Genomic DNA, 18808 nt, shown 5'->3' with positions numbered 1-18808 from the left:
CAATTAGTCTGTAGCCAACATTCAAGTCTTTCGGAGAATATCATGTTAAAAAGCTTAATCAGGGTCTTCTACTTAGAGCTATTTAAAGCTAGCTTACTGACGGTTTCACTATCTTCCATACCTGTTTCTGCACAAATCATTCCAGACAACACTCTACCTCAAAACTCCGTTGTCACTCCTCAAGGTAATATTCGACAAATTGACGGGGGAACGAGAGCGGGAAATACTCTATTTCACAGTTTTGAACGGTTCTCTGTACCAACGGGTGAAACCGCTTTTTTTAATAATGCTGTTGACATTCAGAATATTTTTTCTCGCGTTACCGGGAGTTCTATTTCTGAGATTAACGGAGTTCTCAAAGCTAACGGCGTTGCGAATTTATTTCTGATTAACCCCAATGGGATTATATTTGGTGAAAATGCTTCCCTTGATATTGGCGGTTCGTTTTTTGCCACCAGTGCTAACAGTATTGTTTTTGCCAACGGAACAGAATTTAGAGCAACAAACCCCAATAGTCCACCGCTATTAATTATTAACATTCCTGTTGGTTTAGGATTTAGAGAAAATCCCGGCTCAATTGTCAATCGCTCCCGAACTACTACCATTACAAGCGATGATATGGGTCAACAGATTACCACCACAGGTTTACAAATTCCGTCCGAACAAACTTTAGCTTTTGTGGGTGGAGAGGTTCGTTTAGAAGGTGGAATTTTAACGGTTCCAGAAGGGCGGGTTGAGTTGGGGAGTGTAGCCGGAAATAGCTTTATTGGCATTCGTTCTGAGTCGGAAGGATTTGCTCTAAATTATAATAACGTTCAGAATTTTCAAGATATTGGTTTGTCTACTTTAGCTGAAATTAACACCAGTGGAGAGCAAGGCGGAGAGATTCAAATTCAAGGTAGACAAGTCAATTTAACGGGTGATTCCAGAATTGTTTCCTCTACTTTAGGTGAGGGAATTGGTGGAGATATTTTCATCGTTGCTTCTGATTCTATAACGATTGAACAACAGAGTGGATTATTTGCTGAGGTGCGTCCCAATGCAACGGGTCAGGGCGGAACAATTACTGTTGAAACAGGACGGTTAACACTCACAAACGGGGCGCAAATTTCCGTAACAACTTTGGGTTTTGGTCAAGCGGGAAACTTGGCGATCGCTGCAACTGAATCAATTGGTTTAATTGGAGAAGCATCTGACAGAGAAAACCCCAGTGGTCTGTTTGCGCGAGTGGAAGCGGGAGCGACGGGAAATGGAGGTAATATTATTCTTGAAACCAACCGTTTAACAATTCGGAATGGGGCGCAGGTTTCAACCGATACGTTTGGTTTTGGTCGTGCGGGTGATTTATTTGTAAATGCTTCGGGAATAGAGGTTATTGGTTCTACGGTAGATGGTCGTTCTGCAAGCGGTTTATATGCTCAGGTGGGTGAGGGAGGAAGTGGAAATGGAGGCAATTTAACGATTAATACGAATCAATTAATTGTCCGCGAGGGCGCACAAATTGGCACAACGGCTCGCAATACAGGACAAGCAGGAATTTTAACAATTAATGCTAATAATTCAGTCATTTTGAGCGGAACTGCACCCGTTTCAGAACCGCAGGAAAATCAAAGAAGTGGAATTTTTGTTTCGGCCGAGCCTGCATTTGAAGATGAATCGGGTAATTTAATTCTTACCACTGCAAACGCCGGAGAATTAATGATCAATACCCCAGAATTAATTGTTGAAAATGGGGCGAGAATATCGGCGGATAATTTTGGGACGGGTGGCGGAAGTAATGTTAACTTAAATATTTCTCGGTTAATTATTCGGGATGGAGGACAAATTGGGGCGGGTTCTCTATTAGGAAGCAATCCGATAGATAATGAACGGGGTTCTAGCGGAACGTTAACAGTTAATGCTTCTGAGTCTGTAGAAATTACGGGTACGGATAGGATTGGTTCAACTGTAGAAAATAGTCGTTTATTTACCTTAGCAGAAGGAACAGGAAATGCAGGAAATTTAAGCATTTTAACGCCGAATTTAACCGTTGCTAACGAAGGAGAAGTAAATGTGAGTTCAACGGGAACGGGAGAGGCGGGAAATTTAACCGTTGAAGCGAATTTGATTCGTCTTAATAATGGAAGTCTGAGAGCAGAAACTCGTCTGGGAACTCAAGGAAATATTACCCTAAATGCGCCCGATATTCAACTGCGTCGGGGCAGTCAAATTACTACAAATTCCTTAGAAACAGGTACGGGTGGAAATATTACGATTAATAGTAATCAGTTAGTTGCGATTGAAAATAGCGATATTTCTGCGAATGCTCAAGCGGGGTTAGGGGGTCAAGTTGTGATTAATACTGATGCGGTTTTTGGAACCCAATTCCGTACTCAACAAACCTCAGCCAGCGATATTACCGCCACGTCTGAACTCGGTGCAGAATTTAGCGGAACGGTTGAATTAAACAACGAAATAGACCCCGCACAAGGGTTAGTTGACTTACCTCAAACCGTTGTCGATCCGGCGGTATTAATTGCTCAAGATCCCTGTAAACAAGGTGCTGATAGTGAATTTGTGATTACGGGTCGGGGGGGTTTACCTCGCAGCCCCCAAGAAACTGTACGCAGCGAAGAAACGTTTGTTTCGTTAATAGAATTCCCCCCAGAAGATGAGTCCCGCCGCAATGATACATCCTCTCAGAAAAGTAGAGTGCAGCGCAATGATTCCCCAATCCAAAATCAACCCGTTTCCAGTTTGGATATTGTTCCGGCGAGGGGGTGGATACGCAATGAGAAAGGAGAGGTTATTTTAGTCGGTTATGACCCTACAAAAACAGGGGTGATTCGTCAACGTCCAGCCATTCCCCATCAATGTCATTCTGATTGAAAATGCAACCAACTCCAAAATTAAACGGAGAGTTACCCGATAAATCAGGTACAATAAATCTAAAGATAGAAAGGGTAAAATCCCCGCAATACAGGCTGGTCTGATATGAGCAACGGAACACTATTTGATAAGGTTTGGGACTTGCACAGGGTAGGAACTTTACCCTCAGGTCAAACTCAACTCTTCATCGGTTTGCACCTGATCCACGAAGTCACGAGTCCTCAAGCTTTTGCGATGCTGCGCGAACGAAATTTACAGGTATTGTATAGCGATCGCACGGTTGCCACTGTCGATCATATCGTTCCCACCGAAAACCAAGCCCGTCCCTTTGTGGATATCTTGGCCGAGGAGATGATGCAAGCCCTAGAAAAAAGCTGTAAAGACTATGGCATCCGCTTCTACAATATTGGTTCGGGCGATCAGGGAATCGTTCACGCGATCGCCCCGGAACAAGGCTTAACACAGCCGGGAATGACGATCGCCTGTGGGGACTCGCACACCTCGACTCACGGCGCGTTTGGGGCGATTGCGTTTGGGATAGGGACTTCACAAGTGCGGGATGTGTTGGCATCCCAAACCTTAGCCCTTTCTAAGTTAAAAGTTCGTCGGATCGAAGTCAATGGCGAGTTACGTCCCGGTGTTTATGCTAAAGATGTGATTCTGCATATTATCCGTAAATTGGGCGTTAAAGGGGGTGTGGGTTACGCCTATGAATTTGCGGGGAGTACCCTGGCGGCGATGTCGATGGAAGAACGGATGACCATCTGCAATATGTCCATTGAAGGCGGCGCTCGTTGTGGCTATGTTAACCCGGATCAGGTGACGTTTGACTATCTTCAGGGGAGAGATTTTGCACCCATTGGGGAAAATTGGGATAAAGCCGTGAGTTGGTGGGAAAGTCTTCACAGCGATGCCGATGCGGTTTATGATGATGTGGTGATTTTTGATGCGGCAGAGATTTCTCCGACGGTAACATGGGGAATTACACCCGGTCAGGGAATAGCAGTCGATGAAACCATTCCCAGTTTAGAGAGTTTCGAGATCAGCGATCGCGATGTTGCAACCGAAGCTTACCGTTATATGGAGTTTTCGCCCGGTACACCGATTAAAGGTACAAAAGTTGATGTTTGTTTTATTGGGAGTTGTACCAACGGACGGTTAAGCGATCTGCGGGAAGCGGCGAAATTTGCCCAAGGACGTCAGGTGGCGAATGGGGTGAAAGCCTTTGTGGTTCCAGCTTCTGAACGCATTAAGAAACAAGCAGAAGCCGAAGGACTCGATAAAATCTTTCAAGCGGCGGGGTTTGAATGGCGAGAGGCGGGATGTTCGATGTGTTTGGCGATGAACCCCGATAAGCTGCAAGGAAATCAAATTAGTGCATCTTCCTCTAATCGTAACTTTAAAGGGCGTCAGGGGTCGTCTACGGGGCGAACATTGTTGATGAGTCCGGCGATGGTGGTGGCGGCGGCGGTTAATGGTAAAGTAACCGATGTGCGGGAGTTGTTGTAGTTGATGAACCTCTCCTCTCCTCAACTGGAAATTCAAGCCTGCTACGATCAGCGAACCAACTATGATAATAATCTGACGGTCAGACGGGCGTTGCGACTGGTGGAGTTGGCACCGCGACTTCAGCCCGGACAGCGAATGTTGGATCTGGCGACAGGTACGGCTATTATTGCGATCGCCGTTAGTCCGCAGGTTGGGGATGAGGGGGATGTCATTGGGGTTGATTTTTCTGCGGTGATGCTGGATCAAGCCAGAAGAAAAATAGCAAATGCAGGCTTGAATAATATTCAATTGATCGAAGCGGATGTAGAAACAATTGATTTTCCTGAAAATCATTTTGATGGGATTTTCTGTTCTTCGGCTATTGTCTTATTTCAAGATATTCTGGCACTATTAACGAAGGGATATCACTGGTTAAAACCCGATGGGTTTATCGCGTTTTCGGCTTATGCAGAAACGTCTCATTTCACACCGTTAATTGCGAAGGTTTGTGCTAATAATGGGATTTTATTACCGAATTTACACGAACCCGTTGGCAGTGCAGAAAAATGTTACCATCAATTGCAACAAGCGGGATTTGCACAAATTGAAATCAAAACCGAACAATTTGGCAGATTTCTCAGTCTCGATGAAGCTAAACAATTCTGGAAAGGAACTTGGTTACACCCAACCGGACATCCGTTGTCTGAACTCACAGCCGAACAAACAGAAAACTTAACAGCAGAGTTTCAAAGACAAATTGAGACGTTAGCCACAGCAGATGGAGTTTGGCTAGATATTACCATGTTTTTGGCGATCGCTCATAAATAATTGACCGTTAACAATATTGTGGCGTACACTCGTCAACGACATACGGATTGATTTTTCGCTTTCGGTGTCCAAAGGGTAGTTGACGTCTCAGTTTTGGGGATGGACGAGTCGAACTTTTTCGGGACTAGAAATAGTAAATCCAAATTAAATCCAACGATTAAGCAGGTCGGGCTACTTTTCACTGAATAATAATGATCAATGAACAGTAAACGAACATGGCTAATCTAACACCTAATCCCAGTTATAGCGTCACTATTCGTCTCGAACTTCCCAACAAAGCCGGAATGCTAGCTGGCGTCACCCAAGCCATTGCAGGAGTTGGGGGGAACTTAGGACAAATCGATTTGATTGAGTATACTCGCCACACTACAATTCGCGAGATTACTGTTAATGCCTATAGTAGCGAACACGCCGATAAAATTGTCCAGGCCGTCAAAGCCTTACCCGACTTTAAGGTGGTTTCGGTTTATGATCGCACATTCAATCTTCATCGCCAGGGTAAAATTCGCATTGAAAGCAAGATTCCCCTCAAATCTCAAGATGATTTGGCAATGGCCTATACACCCGGAGTCGGCCGAATTTGTCGGGCGATCGCTGACGATCCTCAAGAACTCTATAACCTAACCATTAAACAAAATACTGTTGCTATTGTTACCGATGGCAGTGCAGTTTTAGGGTTGGGAAATTTGGGGCCAGGGGGTGCTTTACCCGTGATGGAAGGGAAAGCCATGTTATTTAAGGAATTTGGGGGTATTGATGCGTTTCCGATTTGTCTCGATACCCAAGACACCAATGCCATTATCGACACGGTGAAATATTTAGCCCCGGTTTTTGGTGGGGTGAATTTGGAAGATATTGCTGCACCTCGTTGTTTTGAAATAGAAGCGAAACTACGAGAAATCCTCGATATCCCCATTTTTCACGACGATCAACATGGAACCGCAATTGTCAGTTTAGCCGCCTTATTTAACGCCCTCAAACTGGTGAAAAAATCCATTGAGGAGGTTCGGGTTGTGATTAATGGTGCGGGTGCGGCAGGGGTAGCGATCGCCCGTTTACTGCAAGAAGCAGGTGTTCGTCATATCATTATGTGTGACTCTAAGGGGATTCTCTCACTTTCGCGATCGGATCTCAATCCCCAAAAACAAGCATTTGCTGTAGAAATGTCCGGTTCTCTGGCAGATGCGATGAAAGAGACTGATGTATTCATGGGCGTGAGCGCTCCGGGTGTGGTGACTCCAGAGATGGTGCGTTCGATGGCAAAAGACCCGATTGTGTTTGCGATGGCCAACCCCATTCCAGAGATTCAACCCGAGTTGATTATGGATGATGTGGCGATTATGGCAACGGGACGCAGTGACTATCCGAACCAAATTAACAACGTTCTGGCTTTTCCGGGGATTTTTCGAGGTGCCCTTGACTGTCGAGCGACAACATTAACCACCAAGATGTATTTAGAAGCAGCAGTGGCGATCGCGGGCCTGGTTAATCCTTCTGATCTGGCTCGTGACCATATTATCCCCTCTGTGTTCGATCTACGAGTCGCCCAAGCGGTAGCAGGAGCAGTTTCTCATACGGCTCGTACTGAAGGTGTTGCTCGCAACTAAAGAGTTAACCGGGTTAATCTGGTAAAATTCGGGGCGAGAGAATCACAAAGCAACAAAAAGTGTATCCTCCGCCCCCAACTACAGTTTAGGGTTCAGCAATTGGGGAGATGAGAAAAAAATTGGTAACTGGTTAAATTAACTCCTTTCGGCTATCTCTACATCTGTCAAAGGGAACCAGTTCATCAATTGTCTACTCTAGTAATCAGGATGGCTTGCCTAAAACAAGTGCGATCGCACTTGGCGTTAAGGATGTCAAACGCTCGTATCATAACGCTTTCAGGGTGATGAGAATAACAGCATTGTCTCCAAGTGATCATACTTGAACTCAGGTCAATTGCAGTTACCTCAGAGAGTGGAACATCGCAGTGCCTAAGCGATTTAGTCTGCTCCTACTATTCAAAGTGTAGAGAGTTGATTCAGGACATCCACAAGAAATCAACTTTCTCACTGCCCTTCACTCTTTGCTTTGTGCAAATGGTGCATTACCCTGAGGTTAGAGAAAATGTTTGCTAATACCCAATCCTTCAACCCCGCTACCAACACCTATCAAACTTCCGATGTTCAAGCTGGAAACACCTTTGCAGTCGATCAAGAACTTGACCCTCAAACTCTAGCAGATATTCTCCTCGAAGAATTGTCTACAACCTTGCAAATGAGACCTGCAAGTGGTCAAGCGATCATGATGCGAATTGCCCTCGAGGTTGAACGCATTTGTGAAAAGAGCAAGCGTATTCAATCTTCTGGAGAAATCCGGACTTGGCAGCTAAATTTAGGTCGTCATCGCTTACAAAAGTGCTTGCAATACTACAAACTCGGTTCTAAGCAAGGTCGGGTTGAACTGCATTCAACGTTAGCGGCTATGGTTTATCGTCATATTGCAGCATTTGCGGCTCAACTCAATTTTCAAGCGCGTTACACCCTGATCGAAGATTTCCTACAAGGATTTTATATCGAGTCCTTACGAGCCTTCCGTCGGGAACACAACGTCGAAGAAGACTACACCCCTCACACCAAGTTAGAACTGTCTGAGTATATGGCTTTTACCGAACAGTATGCCAAGCGTCAGATTGGTTTACCGGGTCGTAACCGTCAACGTCTGATTGTTCTTCGCGCTCAAGGATTTGCTAAAGGTCAACCCCCTGAAACTTCCATTGATATTGAATTGGCGGTTGAAGGCGGAAAAACTGAAGAAGCTGAAGCTCAAAGCCGTTCTTCGGCAATGCAACAAGTCCGCGAACAAATGGTTTCGGAAGCGGTAGACCCCGCAGATGCGGTTTTACGTCAACGGGTGGTTGCTGAGTTAGTTCAATATCTGGAATCTCAAGACCAACCTGACTGTGTGAATTATCTGATGCTAAAATTGCAGGATATGCAAGCGAGTGATATTGACAAAGCTCTTGGTTTAACCGCTCGTCAGCGCGATTATCTCCAACAACGGTTTAAGTATCATGTTGAAAAGTTTGCCCGTTCGACCAATTGGAAGTTAGTTCATGAATGGTTAGGTGCAGACCTCAATCAAAAACTGGGGATGACAACCAGCCAATGGGAAGATTTTAAAACCCAATTATCAGTCAATCAACGCCAACTGTTGCAACTTAAGCGGGAGCAAAAAAGTGAAAAAGAAATCTCTAAAGTGCTTAAGTGTACGCCGAAGCAAGTGCAGAAGCGGTGGGCAAAACTTTTAGACTTGGCTTTTGCCTATCGTAACGGTGCTAACGCATAGGATCGGGTAGGTAAGAGCATGGTGAACCGCGATAACGTTGAGAGAAAAGCTAGAGTCTCACTATCCGATCATCCTAAATAGGTCTACCATGTTCACCCCGATCCTCCTAAAAGCGGCAAGGTTAAGAATAAACTTTTAATGATCAACAATCCATCAACAAATGATAAGTAAAAATGCTCGGTTTTGCTGATAAGAATTTCTAATCTTGTAATTTAAAGTTTTAGTGTTAAGGCCGAACTATTCTAGGGCAAATTATATACAGTACACTGAAGTAACAGTTTATTAAGTATAGTTATCCAAATCACCATGTTTGCTAACCTGGCTCCGGCTTCTGCTTCATTGGATCGGATCTCTCATCCGAGAGGGAACGCAGATGAACAATTATCATCGGATGCAATGGCTCAAAACCTGACTGCACTTCAGCGTGTTTTCCAAACAATTGACATCAATAGCTGTCCGTCTTCTTATAACTTTCATATGCACACGGTTAAGTCAGATGGACAGCTCAAACCGAATCAACTCATAGAACAAGCAATTGCGATCGGCTTGAAAGGATTGGCGATTACCGATCATCATACAACCCAAGGGTATACTGAAGCACAACGATGCTTAGAAGCCTGGAAAGCTAGCCATCCTGAAAATAGTTCCACGGCTCCAACTTTGTGGACTGGCTTAGAAATTAATGCGGGTTTACTGAATGTAGAGGTGCATATTCTCGCTTATGCTTTTAACCCACAAGCCATCTGTCTACAGCCCTATCTCCAGGGTCATACGCTCAAGGGTTCTCATTACCGAGCCGAAAATGTGATTGCTGCGATTCATCAAGCGGGGGGTTTAGCGGTTTTGGCTCATCCGGCGCGTTATCGCTCTCCGGCAAAAGCCTTAATTCCAGAAGCTGCTCGTTTTGGGGTTGATGGCGTAGAAGTCTACTACAGTTATCGCAATACAAATCCGTGGAAACCTACACCCAAGATTACCGAAGAAGTCAAACAATTGGCAAATCGGTATGGACTTCTGCACACCTGTGGTACTGATAGTCATGGGTGTAATCTTCTCTTGCGCCTCTAGGCTAGGAGCTTGATTGAGTTGATGTGGGGAAACAACCAAAAAAAATCAGGGGTTTATTATTGATATGTGGTCAGTCACCGTTCTCACTGACCACTGATTAATCTAATCAAGGGAGGGATAATTAATGGAATAGAAAACAGAATTGAGAGAGTCTATTTTGAGGATATATTGATGATTTTAGCTTCCACCTCCCATAATCATCATCATTAGAAATGCAATCAAAAACATCACCAAAAGAAAGGTTTTGGTCAGAGATTCAGTTTCCCAGAAAGAAGGTTTGGAAGTTTTCATGACAGAATGTTATATGATGTAATCAGGACTTATACCTTTAAACTAACAAATCGCTTCATCAATCGGGTAGAAGTCAAATAAATCTTAAATATATGTAAGTTTTCTTCAAAAATCGAATCAATTCTATAACTCCTAAAAGAAACATTGTGTATAAATTCGCAACTCAATTATTGACATCCCCACGATTAGAGGTTCAAAAAACTGCTATATTAAAGGTTATAGCAGAAGTCGTCAGGTCAAAAATAAAACTCGCATCTTCACTATAGTTTGACAGGATTACGGGTGTCCGAATTGCCAACCGCGACTGCTCTAAAATTCAACCTAGATTGATCGAGGAATCAATTAATGAATTCGACGACTATTAACTTACCGACTCCTCTGGAATTAATGATTGATTTAAGTGACGATCAATTTTTTGATCTTTGTCACAAAAATCGAGATTTTCAATTTGAACGCACAGCATCAGGAATTTTAGTGATTATGTCACCAACCGGAGGAGAAACCAGCAACCGCAATATTGAATTATCCTATCAATTGCAAGCTTGGAGTCGTCAAAATAATTTAGGAAAAGCTTTTGATTCTTCGGGAGGTTTTAAACTTCCAAATGGTGCCGTTCGCGAAGCGTGGGCTACGCCCATTCGCTCTCCTGATGCGTCTTGGATTCAAAGCGAACGTTGGGAGAGTTTAACCCAAGAACAACGAGAAAAGTTTTTACCGTTATGTCCTGATTTTGTGGTGGAATTGAGGTCAGCCAGTGATTGCGCGGAGCGCACTGGCGAAGCCAATCGTCTCAAAACCCTACAAGATAAGATGAAAGAATATCAAGAGAATGGAGCAAAATTGGGTTGGTTAATTGATCCTAAAACTAAACAAGTAGAAGTATATCGCTCGGGTCAAGAAGTAGAAATTTTAGAAAATCCTACACTATTATCAGGAGAAAGTATATTACCTGGATTTGTATTATATTTAACGGTAATTTGGTAAAATTAGAGTAGGGAACAGCTTTTACAGTTATCAGTTATGCAGTCCTTCAGTGACCCGTCTTTTTTCCTGTCCCCTCACTGTTCATTCAAAGTATTGATCTACTGAGTTAAACCATGTTCTAGAGCATAACGAACTAACTCCGTGCGGCTATTTGTTCCGGTTTTTGTAAACAAACGACTCACATATTTCTCAACATTACGAACACTGGTTTCTAAGCGACGGGCAATTTCTTTATTCATTAATCCTTGAGCCACCAAATCTAACACACTCTGTTCACGAGGCGTTAAATCAATCTTAATCGGGGGTGGAGTTGGAGTGATCCCACTTTTACCTTTTAGCATATTCTCAATCCGAGCAATTTGACCTGCTAAGGCGGCAATATCAGGATTTCCATCGGAACTACTGGCGGTCGCCACCGCTCGACGTTCAAGCAAGTTTTTGACGATGACAACCAATTCTTCAGGATCAAACGGTTTAGAAAGATAAGCATCACAACCAGCTTGATAGCCTTGAATGCGATCGGTTGTCATCCCCTTAGCGGTTAAAAAAACCACAGGTAAAGCTTTAAACTGGGGATCTTCGCGCATTTGTTTGAGGAACTGATAACCATCGACTTCTGGCATCATAATATCGGTAATAACTAAGTCGGGTAAATTTTGCTGTAACAGTTCCCAACCTTCGCGCGCATTACCCGCCACATCAACGGTGAAATCGCTATCTTCTAAGTAAGCTTGGACGGCTTCTCTGAGTCCCGGTTCATCATCAACCAACAACAGTCGTGATGGTATTTGGGGAACTTCCATTCCCTCAGAATCATTTCCCTGAGTCTGACTAGACATTAATTTTACTTTGGTTTGACCTTCTACTTTACTTTTCACTCTAGCGAACTTGAGAACCGAAAGAGATCTATCAAATGGACGGTTTTCTAGACCGACTTTACACTTGACAAATTTCCTCTGGTTTTACTTTTTTTTCTAAATTCTGAAAACAACGCGATCACGTCCTGCTTTTTTGGCTTCGTATAAGGCTCGATCCGCTTCTCCAATCAAAAAATCTTCTGATAAATAATGATTGGGTATTAGACTCGCGACTCCTAAGCTTAAAGTGACAAAGTTACTCACCCGAGAATTGGGATGTTCGATCTCAATTGTGTGTAGAGAATGTCGAATATCTTCAGCCACTTTTACGGCACCTTGAAGTTGAGTATTGGGTAAAATAATCGCAAATTCTTCACCCCCATAACGCGCCACTAAATCAGCCGGACGCTGGACTTTTTCACAGATGGTTTGAGCGACTTGTTGTAAACATAAGTCTCCAGCACGATGACCATAGGTGTCATTATAAGCTTTAAAAAAATCAACGTCACATAAAATCAGTGAGAGGGGAAAACGTTCTCGGGCGAGTCTTTTCCATTCAGAATGTAAACTTTGATAAAATCGACGACGGTTGGCAATTTGGGTTAAACTATCTAGAGCAGCAATTTGTTCTAATTTTTGATTGGCAACTTCTAATTGTTCGGTCAAGGTTCGCGATCGCTCAACTTGTTTTTTTAGCTCTTTCATCGCCCATCGAGTTTGTAAAATTCGACGAATTCGCTGACGTAAGACAGGCCAATGAATGGGTTTTGTAATGTAATCTGTTGCACCGACATCAAAAGCGCGATCAACGGATTTTTCATCGTCGAGAGCGGTGATTATCAAGACAGGCGGACAATGTTCACCTAAAGTTTGCTTGAGTTGAGCGCAACAGGTAAACCCATCAATTTCAGGTAAAATTGCATCTAGCAAAATCATATCAGGTTTCAAAGTAGGACATTGCTCAAAACACTTTTGTCCATCGCTAAATTGAACCACCCGATATCCCTGACTTTCCATTTCAAAACTAATCATTTCTCGGTGGGATAAGTTGTCATCAACCACAACAATTAAACGGGGATGAGTTTCAAAATCTGGATATAACATGAGTTGAATTTGGAAAAAAGCAAGGATAAAATTGATGCGACCACTAACATGAGTATAGCCTTGACTTTTCAAAAAAATATTTGTTTTGAGTATAACTTAACAGTCTGTCTTCGGGAAGAAAGATTGATTTATTGTATTGTATAGATGAATAAAATTTCAATTCTAAGTATTTTTTATGGGGTGAACGGTTCCCGGCTTATTCGTGTTGTCCGTAATTTTTCGGAGATCGGGATCTTCAGATAATACTCAAGCTCAAAACACTGGACAGTATTTCAGTCAAAATAGCTCATCTTGTTCCCTTCGATAAAGAGTGATTGATTAAAATATTAGTTAAAAAAATCAGAGTCATCTCTCAATATTCAATGCTTTTTTCAAGAGATTTTTCCCAAACTCAACTCTGAGATCACCAGAAGGGAGGGAAAACCGAGTTGACGGTAGTGAACCCAATCGTTTATGCTCACTGTTAAAGTCTTGCATAATAGTTATAGCTAGCTTACTAAAATCGATTTCGTCTAATCTTCACCCTATTTCAGATTGCAAATGAAAAGTCTATTCCTCGAACGCCTCCATAGTCCCGAACGTCCTGTTCTTGTCTTCGATGGGGCTATGGGAACGAACTTACAAGTTCAAAACCTCACCGCAGAAGATTTTGGCGGAAAAGAATACGAAGGATGCAACGAATATCTAGTTCATACCAAACCCGAGGCGGTCAAAACCGTTCACCGAGGCTTTCTCGAAGCGGGTTCAGACGTGATCGAAACCGATACCTTCGGGGCGACCTCTATCGTTTTAGCGGAATATGATCTCGCAGACATTGCCTATGATCTCAACAAAGCCGCAGCCCAACTCGCCAAAGCAGTTACAGCCGAATATTCCACCCCGGAAAGACCAAGATTTGTGGCAGGTTCTATCGGGCCTGGAACCAAACTCCCCACACTCGGACATATTGATTACGATACCCTAGAAGCGGCTTTTACCGAACAAGCTGAGGGTTTATTTGATGGTGATGTCGATTTATTTATCGTAGAAACCTGTCAGGATGTACTGCAAATTAAAGCTGCCCTGAATGGAATTGAAAACGTTTTTAAGAAAAAAGGCGAACGACGTCCGATCATGGTTTCGGTGACGGTGGAAGCGTTTGGAACGATGTTAGTTGGCTCAGAAATTAGCGCCGCTTTAACAATTTTAGAACCCTATTCGATTGATATTTTAGGACTCAATTGTGCGACCGGGCCAGATTTGATGAAAGAACATATTCGCTACTTGAGTGAATATTCTCCGTTTGTCGTTTCTTGTATTCCCAACGCGGGTTTGCCGGAAAACGTCGGCGGACAAGCCCATTATAAATTAACGCCAACCGAACTAAAAATGGCGTTGATGCACTTTATTGAAGACTTAGGTGTACAAGTGATTGGCGGATGTTGTGGAACTCGCCCCGATCATATTAAAGCCTTAGCAGAAATTGCTCAAACGTTAAAACCAAAACAACGCCAAACCCAATTAATTCCCTCTGCGGCTTCTATCTATGGAACCCAAACCTACGAACAAGAAAATTCGTTTTTAATTATTGGTGAACGTCTCAACGCCAGTGGTTCTAAAAAATGTCGAACTTTATTAAATGAAGAAGACTGGGATGGTTTAGTCGCCTTAGCCAAATCTCAAGTTAAAGAAGGGGCGCAAATTCTTGATGTCAACGTTGATTATGTCGGACGAGATGGCGTGCGGGATATGCACGAATTGGTTTCTCGTTTAGTTACAAATGTCAATTTACCCCTGATGTTGGACTCGACAGAATGGGAAAAAATGGAAGCGGGTTTAAAGGTTGCAGGCGGAAAATGTTTGCTCAATTCCACGAACTATGAAGATGGAGAAGAACGCTTTTTTAAAGTGTTAGAACTAGCGAAAAAATATGGGGCTGGTGTTGTTGTCGGGACGATTGATGAAGAAGGAATGGCACGCACCGCTCAAAAGAAATTTGAAATCGCTAAACGGGCTTACCATGATGCAATAAATTATGGAATTCCCGCTCACGAAATCTTTTTTGATACCCTAGCGTTGCCGATTTCGACTGGAATTGAAGAAGATCGAGAAAACGGAAAAGCAACAGTTGAATCAATTCGGATGATTCGAGCAGAATTACCCGGATGTCATATTGCTTTGGGTGTTTCTAATATTTCCTTTGGGTTAAATCCTGCCGCCCGTCAAGTGTTGAACTCGGTGTTTTTACATGAATGTATGGCGGTGGGTTTAGATGCAGCCATTGTTAGTGCGAGTAAGATTTTACCCTTAGCTAAAATTGAACCCGAACATCAAGAGATTTGTCGCCGATTAATCTATGATCAACGTCAGTTTGATGGAGAGATTTGTGTTGATGATCCGTTAACTTTGTTAACTCAACTCTTTGAAGGAAAAACCACCAAAAAAGATCGGGCTGCTACTGAAAGTCTACCCATCGAAGAACGTCTCAAACAGCATATTATTGATGGCGAACGGATTGGTTTAGAAGATGCGTTAGTTGTCGCCTTAGAAAAATATCCCCCACTCGATATCATCAATATTTACTTATTGGATGGGATGAAAGTTGTGGGAGAATTGTTTGGTTCGGGTCAAATGCAGCTTCCGTTTGTATTACAATCTGCCCAAACGATGAAAGCGGCGGTTGCTTATTTAGAACCCTACATGGAGAAAGACGACTCGAATGATAGTGGTAAGGGAACGTTCTTAATTGCAACGGTTAAAGGTGATGTTCACGACATTGGTAAAAACTTGGTGGATATTATCTTGTCGAACAACGGTTATAAGGTTGTTAACTTAGGGATTAAACAACCCGTTGATAATATTATTTCGGCTTACCGTGAACACCATGCCGATTGTATTGCCATGAGTGGTTTGTTAGTGAAATCTACTGCATTTATGAAGGATAATTTGGAAGCCTTTAATAAAGAAGGGATTTCAGTTCCCGTGATTTTGGGAGGGGCAGCGTTAACGCCAAAATTTGTTTATGATGACTGTCAAAATGCTTATAAAGGTAAGGTCGTTTATGGGAAAGATGCCTTTTCTGACCTTAACTTTATGGAACGATTAATGCCTGCAAAAACTTCTAAAAAGTGGGATGATTGTCAAGGGTTTCTAGAAGAATACGCTAAAGAAAATGATTTCTTTGGAAACGGAAAGATCAAGTCAGAAACGACAACTAAAGAGAAGCCAAAATCAGAAGAAGAAAAACAACCTGCAACCCCGGTAGAAGTTGATACCCGTCGTTCAGAAGTCGTTGAAGTTGATATCGAACGTCCGACTCCGCCTTTCTGGGGAACAAAAGTTTTGCAACCGGAAGATATTCCTCTCGATGAGGTTTTCTGGTATTTAGATTTACAGGCGTTGTTTGCTGGACAGTGGCAATTCCGCAAACCCAAAGACCAATCTCGCGAAGAATATGATGTCTTTTTAGCGGAGACGGTTTATCCGATTTTGAAAGAGTGGAAACAGCGAATTTTGGAGGAAAATCTATTACATCCGCAAGCGGTTTATGGGTATTTTCCTTGTCAAGCAGAAGGGAATAAATTGTTGATTTATGACCCGGAAGTGATGATTTCTGGAGAGTTCAAACCCACTGAACCTGCTAAAATCATTGAGTTTCCCCGTCAATCTTCTGGAAAGCGGTTGTGTATTGCAGATTTCTTTGCACCCAAAGAAAGCGGAATTATTGATGTGTTCCCGATGCACGCTGTAACGGTTGGAGAAATTGCGACAGAGATTGCCCAAAAATTGTTTGCAGAAGACGACTATACCAACTATCTCTATTTTCATGGAATGGCGGTACAAACAGCAGAAGCAATGGCGGAATGGCTTCATGCGCGAGTTCGTCAAGAGTTGGGTTTTGCAAGCGAAGATGCGGACAATATTAAGGATATTTTGCGACAACGTTATCGCGGTTCTCGCTATAGTTTCGGATATCCGGCTTGTCCGAATATGCAGGATCAATACAAGCAGTTGGACTTGTTAAAAACAGATCGAATTGCGATGTATATGGATGAAAGTGAACAGTTGTATCCTGAACAGTCAACAACGGCGATTATGACTTATCATCCGGTGGCGAAATATTTCAACACTTAATCCTAATTCTCTTTGAAATTGGATTAAATTTATCCCCCTTAACCTACTTTTTAAAGGAGATTGAGGGGGACTTACTGTTTTTGTATTCCCTGATGATCTACTTATTTTCCCCCTGCTTTTGAGGTTTTGGCATTATTATTTTTACTCTCGGATGAGGCAGAGTTTTCTGTTTCCTTAATCGTTTCTTCTGTTGATTTTAGACCATAGTTTCCATTTTGACCCATGGCAATAATCCCCATAATCAGTTCAGACTGTTCAGCACATTGTTGGCGAGTAAGTTCGACATCTGCAATACTTTTAGTCAAACTGGAGATAATATTTTTTACCATCTTACTGTCTTGGGCTTGGGCAATTTCTTCTGTGGTTAATTCGTTTTCTCGACCTGTAAAAATCTTTTCCACCATTGAAGAAATTGTGCTATACTCTTGTTGAGCTTGGGCTTTGAGTGCAACTAACTCAATCAACTCAATCAAGCGATGTCCGGCTTCTTCGATAGGTAAGAGTTCGCGATCAGGTTCTTTCTTGGTTCTAGCCATAATAATATTATCCTCACTGAATCCGTTAACAAAGTAGTGTTGGGGAAGTTTCCCCTCCATCCACAAATCTTCGATAATTTGTCTAGCCTTTTCTCGATCTGATGAACTGCGACCTCCTCCTTCTAGTTGAACTAGAAATCCTGACCATTTGGATTTAGGCAAGTCTAAGTTATCAATGACGATAAAATAACTTTTTTTCATTCCTTTAGTTTAACACCCGGTTTGACCTGAAGAAAAATATTAACTGATGGGGTGACAACGGGACTAGGAGATTGATAAGTTGGTCGTTAAAGCCATCTGTGGTCAAAAAAAAGAATAGTCTCAATGCTCAACAATACCATCAGACTTAAACAAAGGCTTTTTTTATATAAAAATTAAGCTATTTGTTTTTAATAAAATTTTATTTGTTAGGCGCGGTATACTGACAATAAAAATACTTCTCCTCTTATATTTTTTTGACCCTGTTAATGAGAGGATTACAGATTAATTAATTATAAGTTTAAAATTGCAATTCTTTTAAACTTTTACATTTGCTTGATTCAGGTTCTTTTTCAAAAGAAGCACTTTTTCCTTGTTCATTACGATCAATTAAAATCCCTCGAATTCCAGCGGCTTCTGCTCCTTGATAGTCCGCTTTGAAACTATCCCCAATATGTACAACAACCTCAGAAGAACATTGATGTTTTTGTAATGCAATTGTAAAAATTTTGGGGTCTGGTTTTGCAGCACCCACATGAGTTGAAATGGTTACAGAGGTAAAATATTCAGCCAAGTTGAGTGCTTCTAAAACAGGATACAATCTTGAATCAAAGTTAGACACAACTCCGAGTTCAATCCCTTGACTTTGCCATTGTTTTAACGTGGGTTGCACATCGGGATAAACAAACCATGGCCCGTCGGTTTCAAAGTAGGCGTAAAGAGCCTTAAAAAACTGTGAAAAGTCTTTAAAATCTTCAAATAAACCAACCTGTTTAAAGGTGTTGATCGCAATTAATTCCCACCATTCAAACTCTAACTGAGGAATTTCTTTAGGATTTTTTTCCGGAAATGCCATTGCAGGAGAGGCAGCAAACTGTTGAAAAAATGCTTGATTTAAAGAATTTGGTTCAGCGATGACACCAAACTGATTGGCGAGTTTTGCATACACTTCACCTACACTATCTCGTACACCAAATAACGTTCCAACAGCATCAAGAAAAATAACTTGGGGTTTAAAAGTCTCAAAAATCATTTTAAAGAAGGCACAAGGTAAAAGTTATAAGAAAATTCAGAACCCAGCGATCGCTAAAACTTATCCGAGTTCCCTGTCACGTTGAATTGTATCAAATCCCGTTATTCCTG

Annotated in this window: 12 protein-coding genes; 8 read left to right on the top strand and 4 right to left on the bottom strand. The window is 42.3% G+C overall.

The genetic code is table 11. The features are described 5' to 3' along the window. Nucleotides 1–42: 42 nt before the first annotated feature. From M595_RS15465 to M595_RS15435, 7 genes are all read left to right on the top strand, one after another. Nucleotides 43–2868, top strand: coding sequence for a two-partner secretion domain-containing protein (locus tag M595_RS15465; RefSeq protein ID WP_023067282.1), 2826 nt, complete (start codon nt 43–45; stop codon nt 2866–2868). A 105-nt stretch (nt 2869–2973) separates the two neighbouring features. Next, the gene (leuC, locus tag M595_RS15460; protein WP_023067258.1) at nt 2974–4377 is read left to right on the top strand and encodes a 3-isopropylmalate dehydratase large subunit; all 1404 of its coding nucleotides are present in this window, start codon (nt 2974–2976) and stop codon (nt 4375–4377) included. A 3-nt stretch (nt 4378–4380) separates the two neighbouring features. Further along, nucleotides 4381–5184: a class I SAM-dependent methyltransferase gene (locus M595_RS15455; protein WP_023067256.1), complete on the top strand. Its 804-nt coding sequence runs from the start codon at nt 4381–4383 to the stop codon at nt 5182–5184. Nucleotides 5185–5399: 215 nt separating this feature from the next. After that, on the top strand, nt 5400–6791 hold the full coding sequence (locus tag M595_RS15450) for a malic enzyme-like NAD(P)-binding protein (RefSeq protein WP_023067259.1): 1392 nt from the start codon (nt 5400–5402) through the stop codon (nt 6789–6791). A 502-nt stretch (nt 6792–7293) separates the two neighbouring features. Then, nucleotides 7294–8514, top strand: a complete 1221-nt coding sequence (locus M595_RS15445; RefSeq protein WP_023067267.1) for a HetZ-related protein — start codon at nt 7294–7296, stop codon at nt 8512–8514. Between the two features lie 306 nt (nt 8515–8820). After that, nucleotides 8821–9582, top strand: coding sequence for a PHP domain-containing protein (locus M595_RS15440; protein ID WP_023067263.1), 762 nt, complete (start codon nt 8821–8823; stop codon nt 9580–9582). Between the two features lie 636 nt (nt 9583–10218). Further along, nucleotides 10219–10857 (top strand): Uma2 family endonuclease, encoded by a 639-nt coding sequence (locus tag M595_RS15435; RefSeq protein ID WP_023067241.1) that lies wholly within the window; start codon nt 10219–10221, stop codon nt 10855–10857. 98 nt (nt 10858–10955) lie between these two features. On the opposite strand, the gene M595_RS15430 is transcribed toward M595_RS15435, so the two are convergent. Then, nucleotides 10956–11696 carry a response regulator transcription factor gene (locus M595_RS15430; protein WP_023067231.1) on the bottom strand — a complete coding sequence of 247 codons (741 nt, stop codon included), beginning with the start codon at nt 11694–11696 and terminating at the stop codon, nt 10956–10958. Between the two features lie 135 nt (nt 11697–11831). Continuing rightward, on the bottom strand, nt 11832–12890 hold the full coding sequence (locus M595_RS15425) for a response regulator (protein WP_023067262.1): 1059 nt from the start codon (nt 12888–12890) through the stop codon (nt 11832–11834). Between the two features lie 468 nt (nt 12891–13358). Between M595_RS15425 and metH the strand changes: the two genes are divergently transcribed. Beyond that, entirely contained in the window at nt 13359–16931 is a 3573-nt protein-coding gene (gene metH / locus M595_RS15420; protein ID WP_023067243.1) for a methionine synthase, read from the top strand. 101 nt (nt 16932–17032) lie between these two features. Here metH and M595_RS15415 read toward each other — a convergent pair whose 3' ends face one another. Together M595_RS15415 and M595_RS15410 are read right to left on the bottom strand one after the other, a co-directional pair. Beyond that, nucleotides 17033–17668, bottom strand: a complete 636-nt coding sequence (locus M595_RS15415) for a hypothetical protein (RefSeq protein ID WP_023067238.1) — start codon at nt 17666–17668, stop codon at nt 17033–17035. 298 nt (nt 17669–17966) lie between these two features. Then, entirely contained in the window at nt 17967–18698 is a 732-nt protein-coding gene (locus M595_RS15410; RefSeq protein WP_023067257.1) for an HAD-IA family hydrolase, read from the bottom strand. Nucleotides 18699–18808 lie beyond the last annotated feature (110 nt).

Origin of the sequence: Lyngbya aestuarii BL J (assembly GCF_000478195.2) — a bacterium.
GTDB lineage: Bacteria > Cyanobacteriota > Cyanobacteriia > Cyanobacteriales > Microcoleaceae > Capilliphycus > Capilliphycus aestuarii.
The sequence above is the reverse complement of the archived record's forward strand: the minus strand, read 5'-3'. Positions and strand labels throughout refer to the sequence as shown.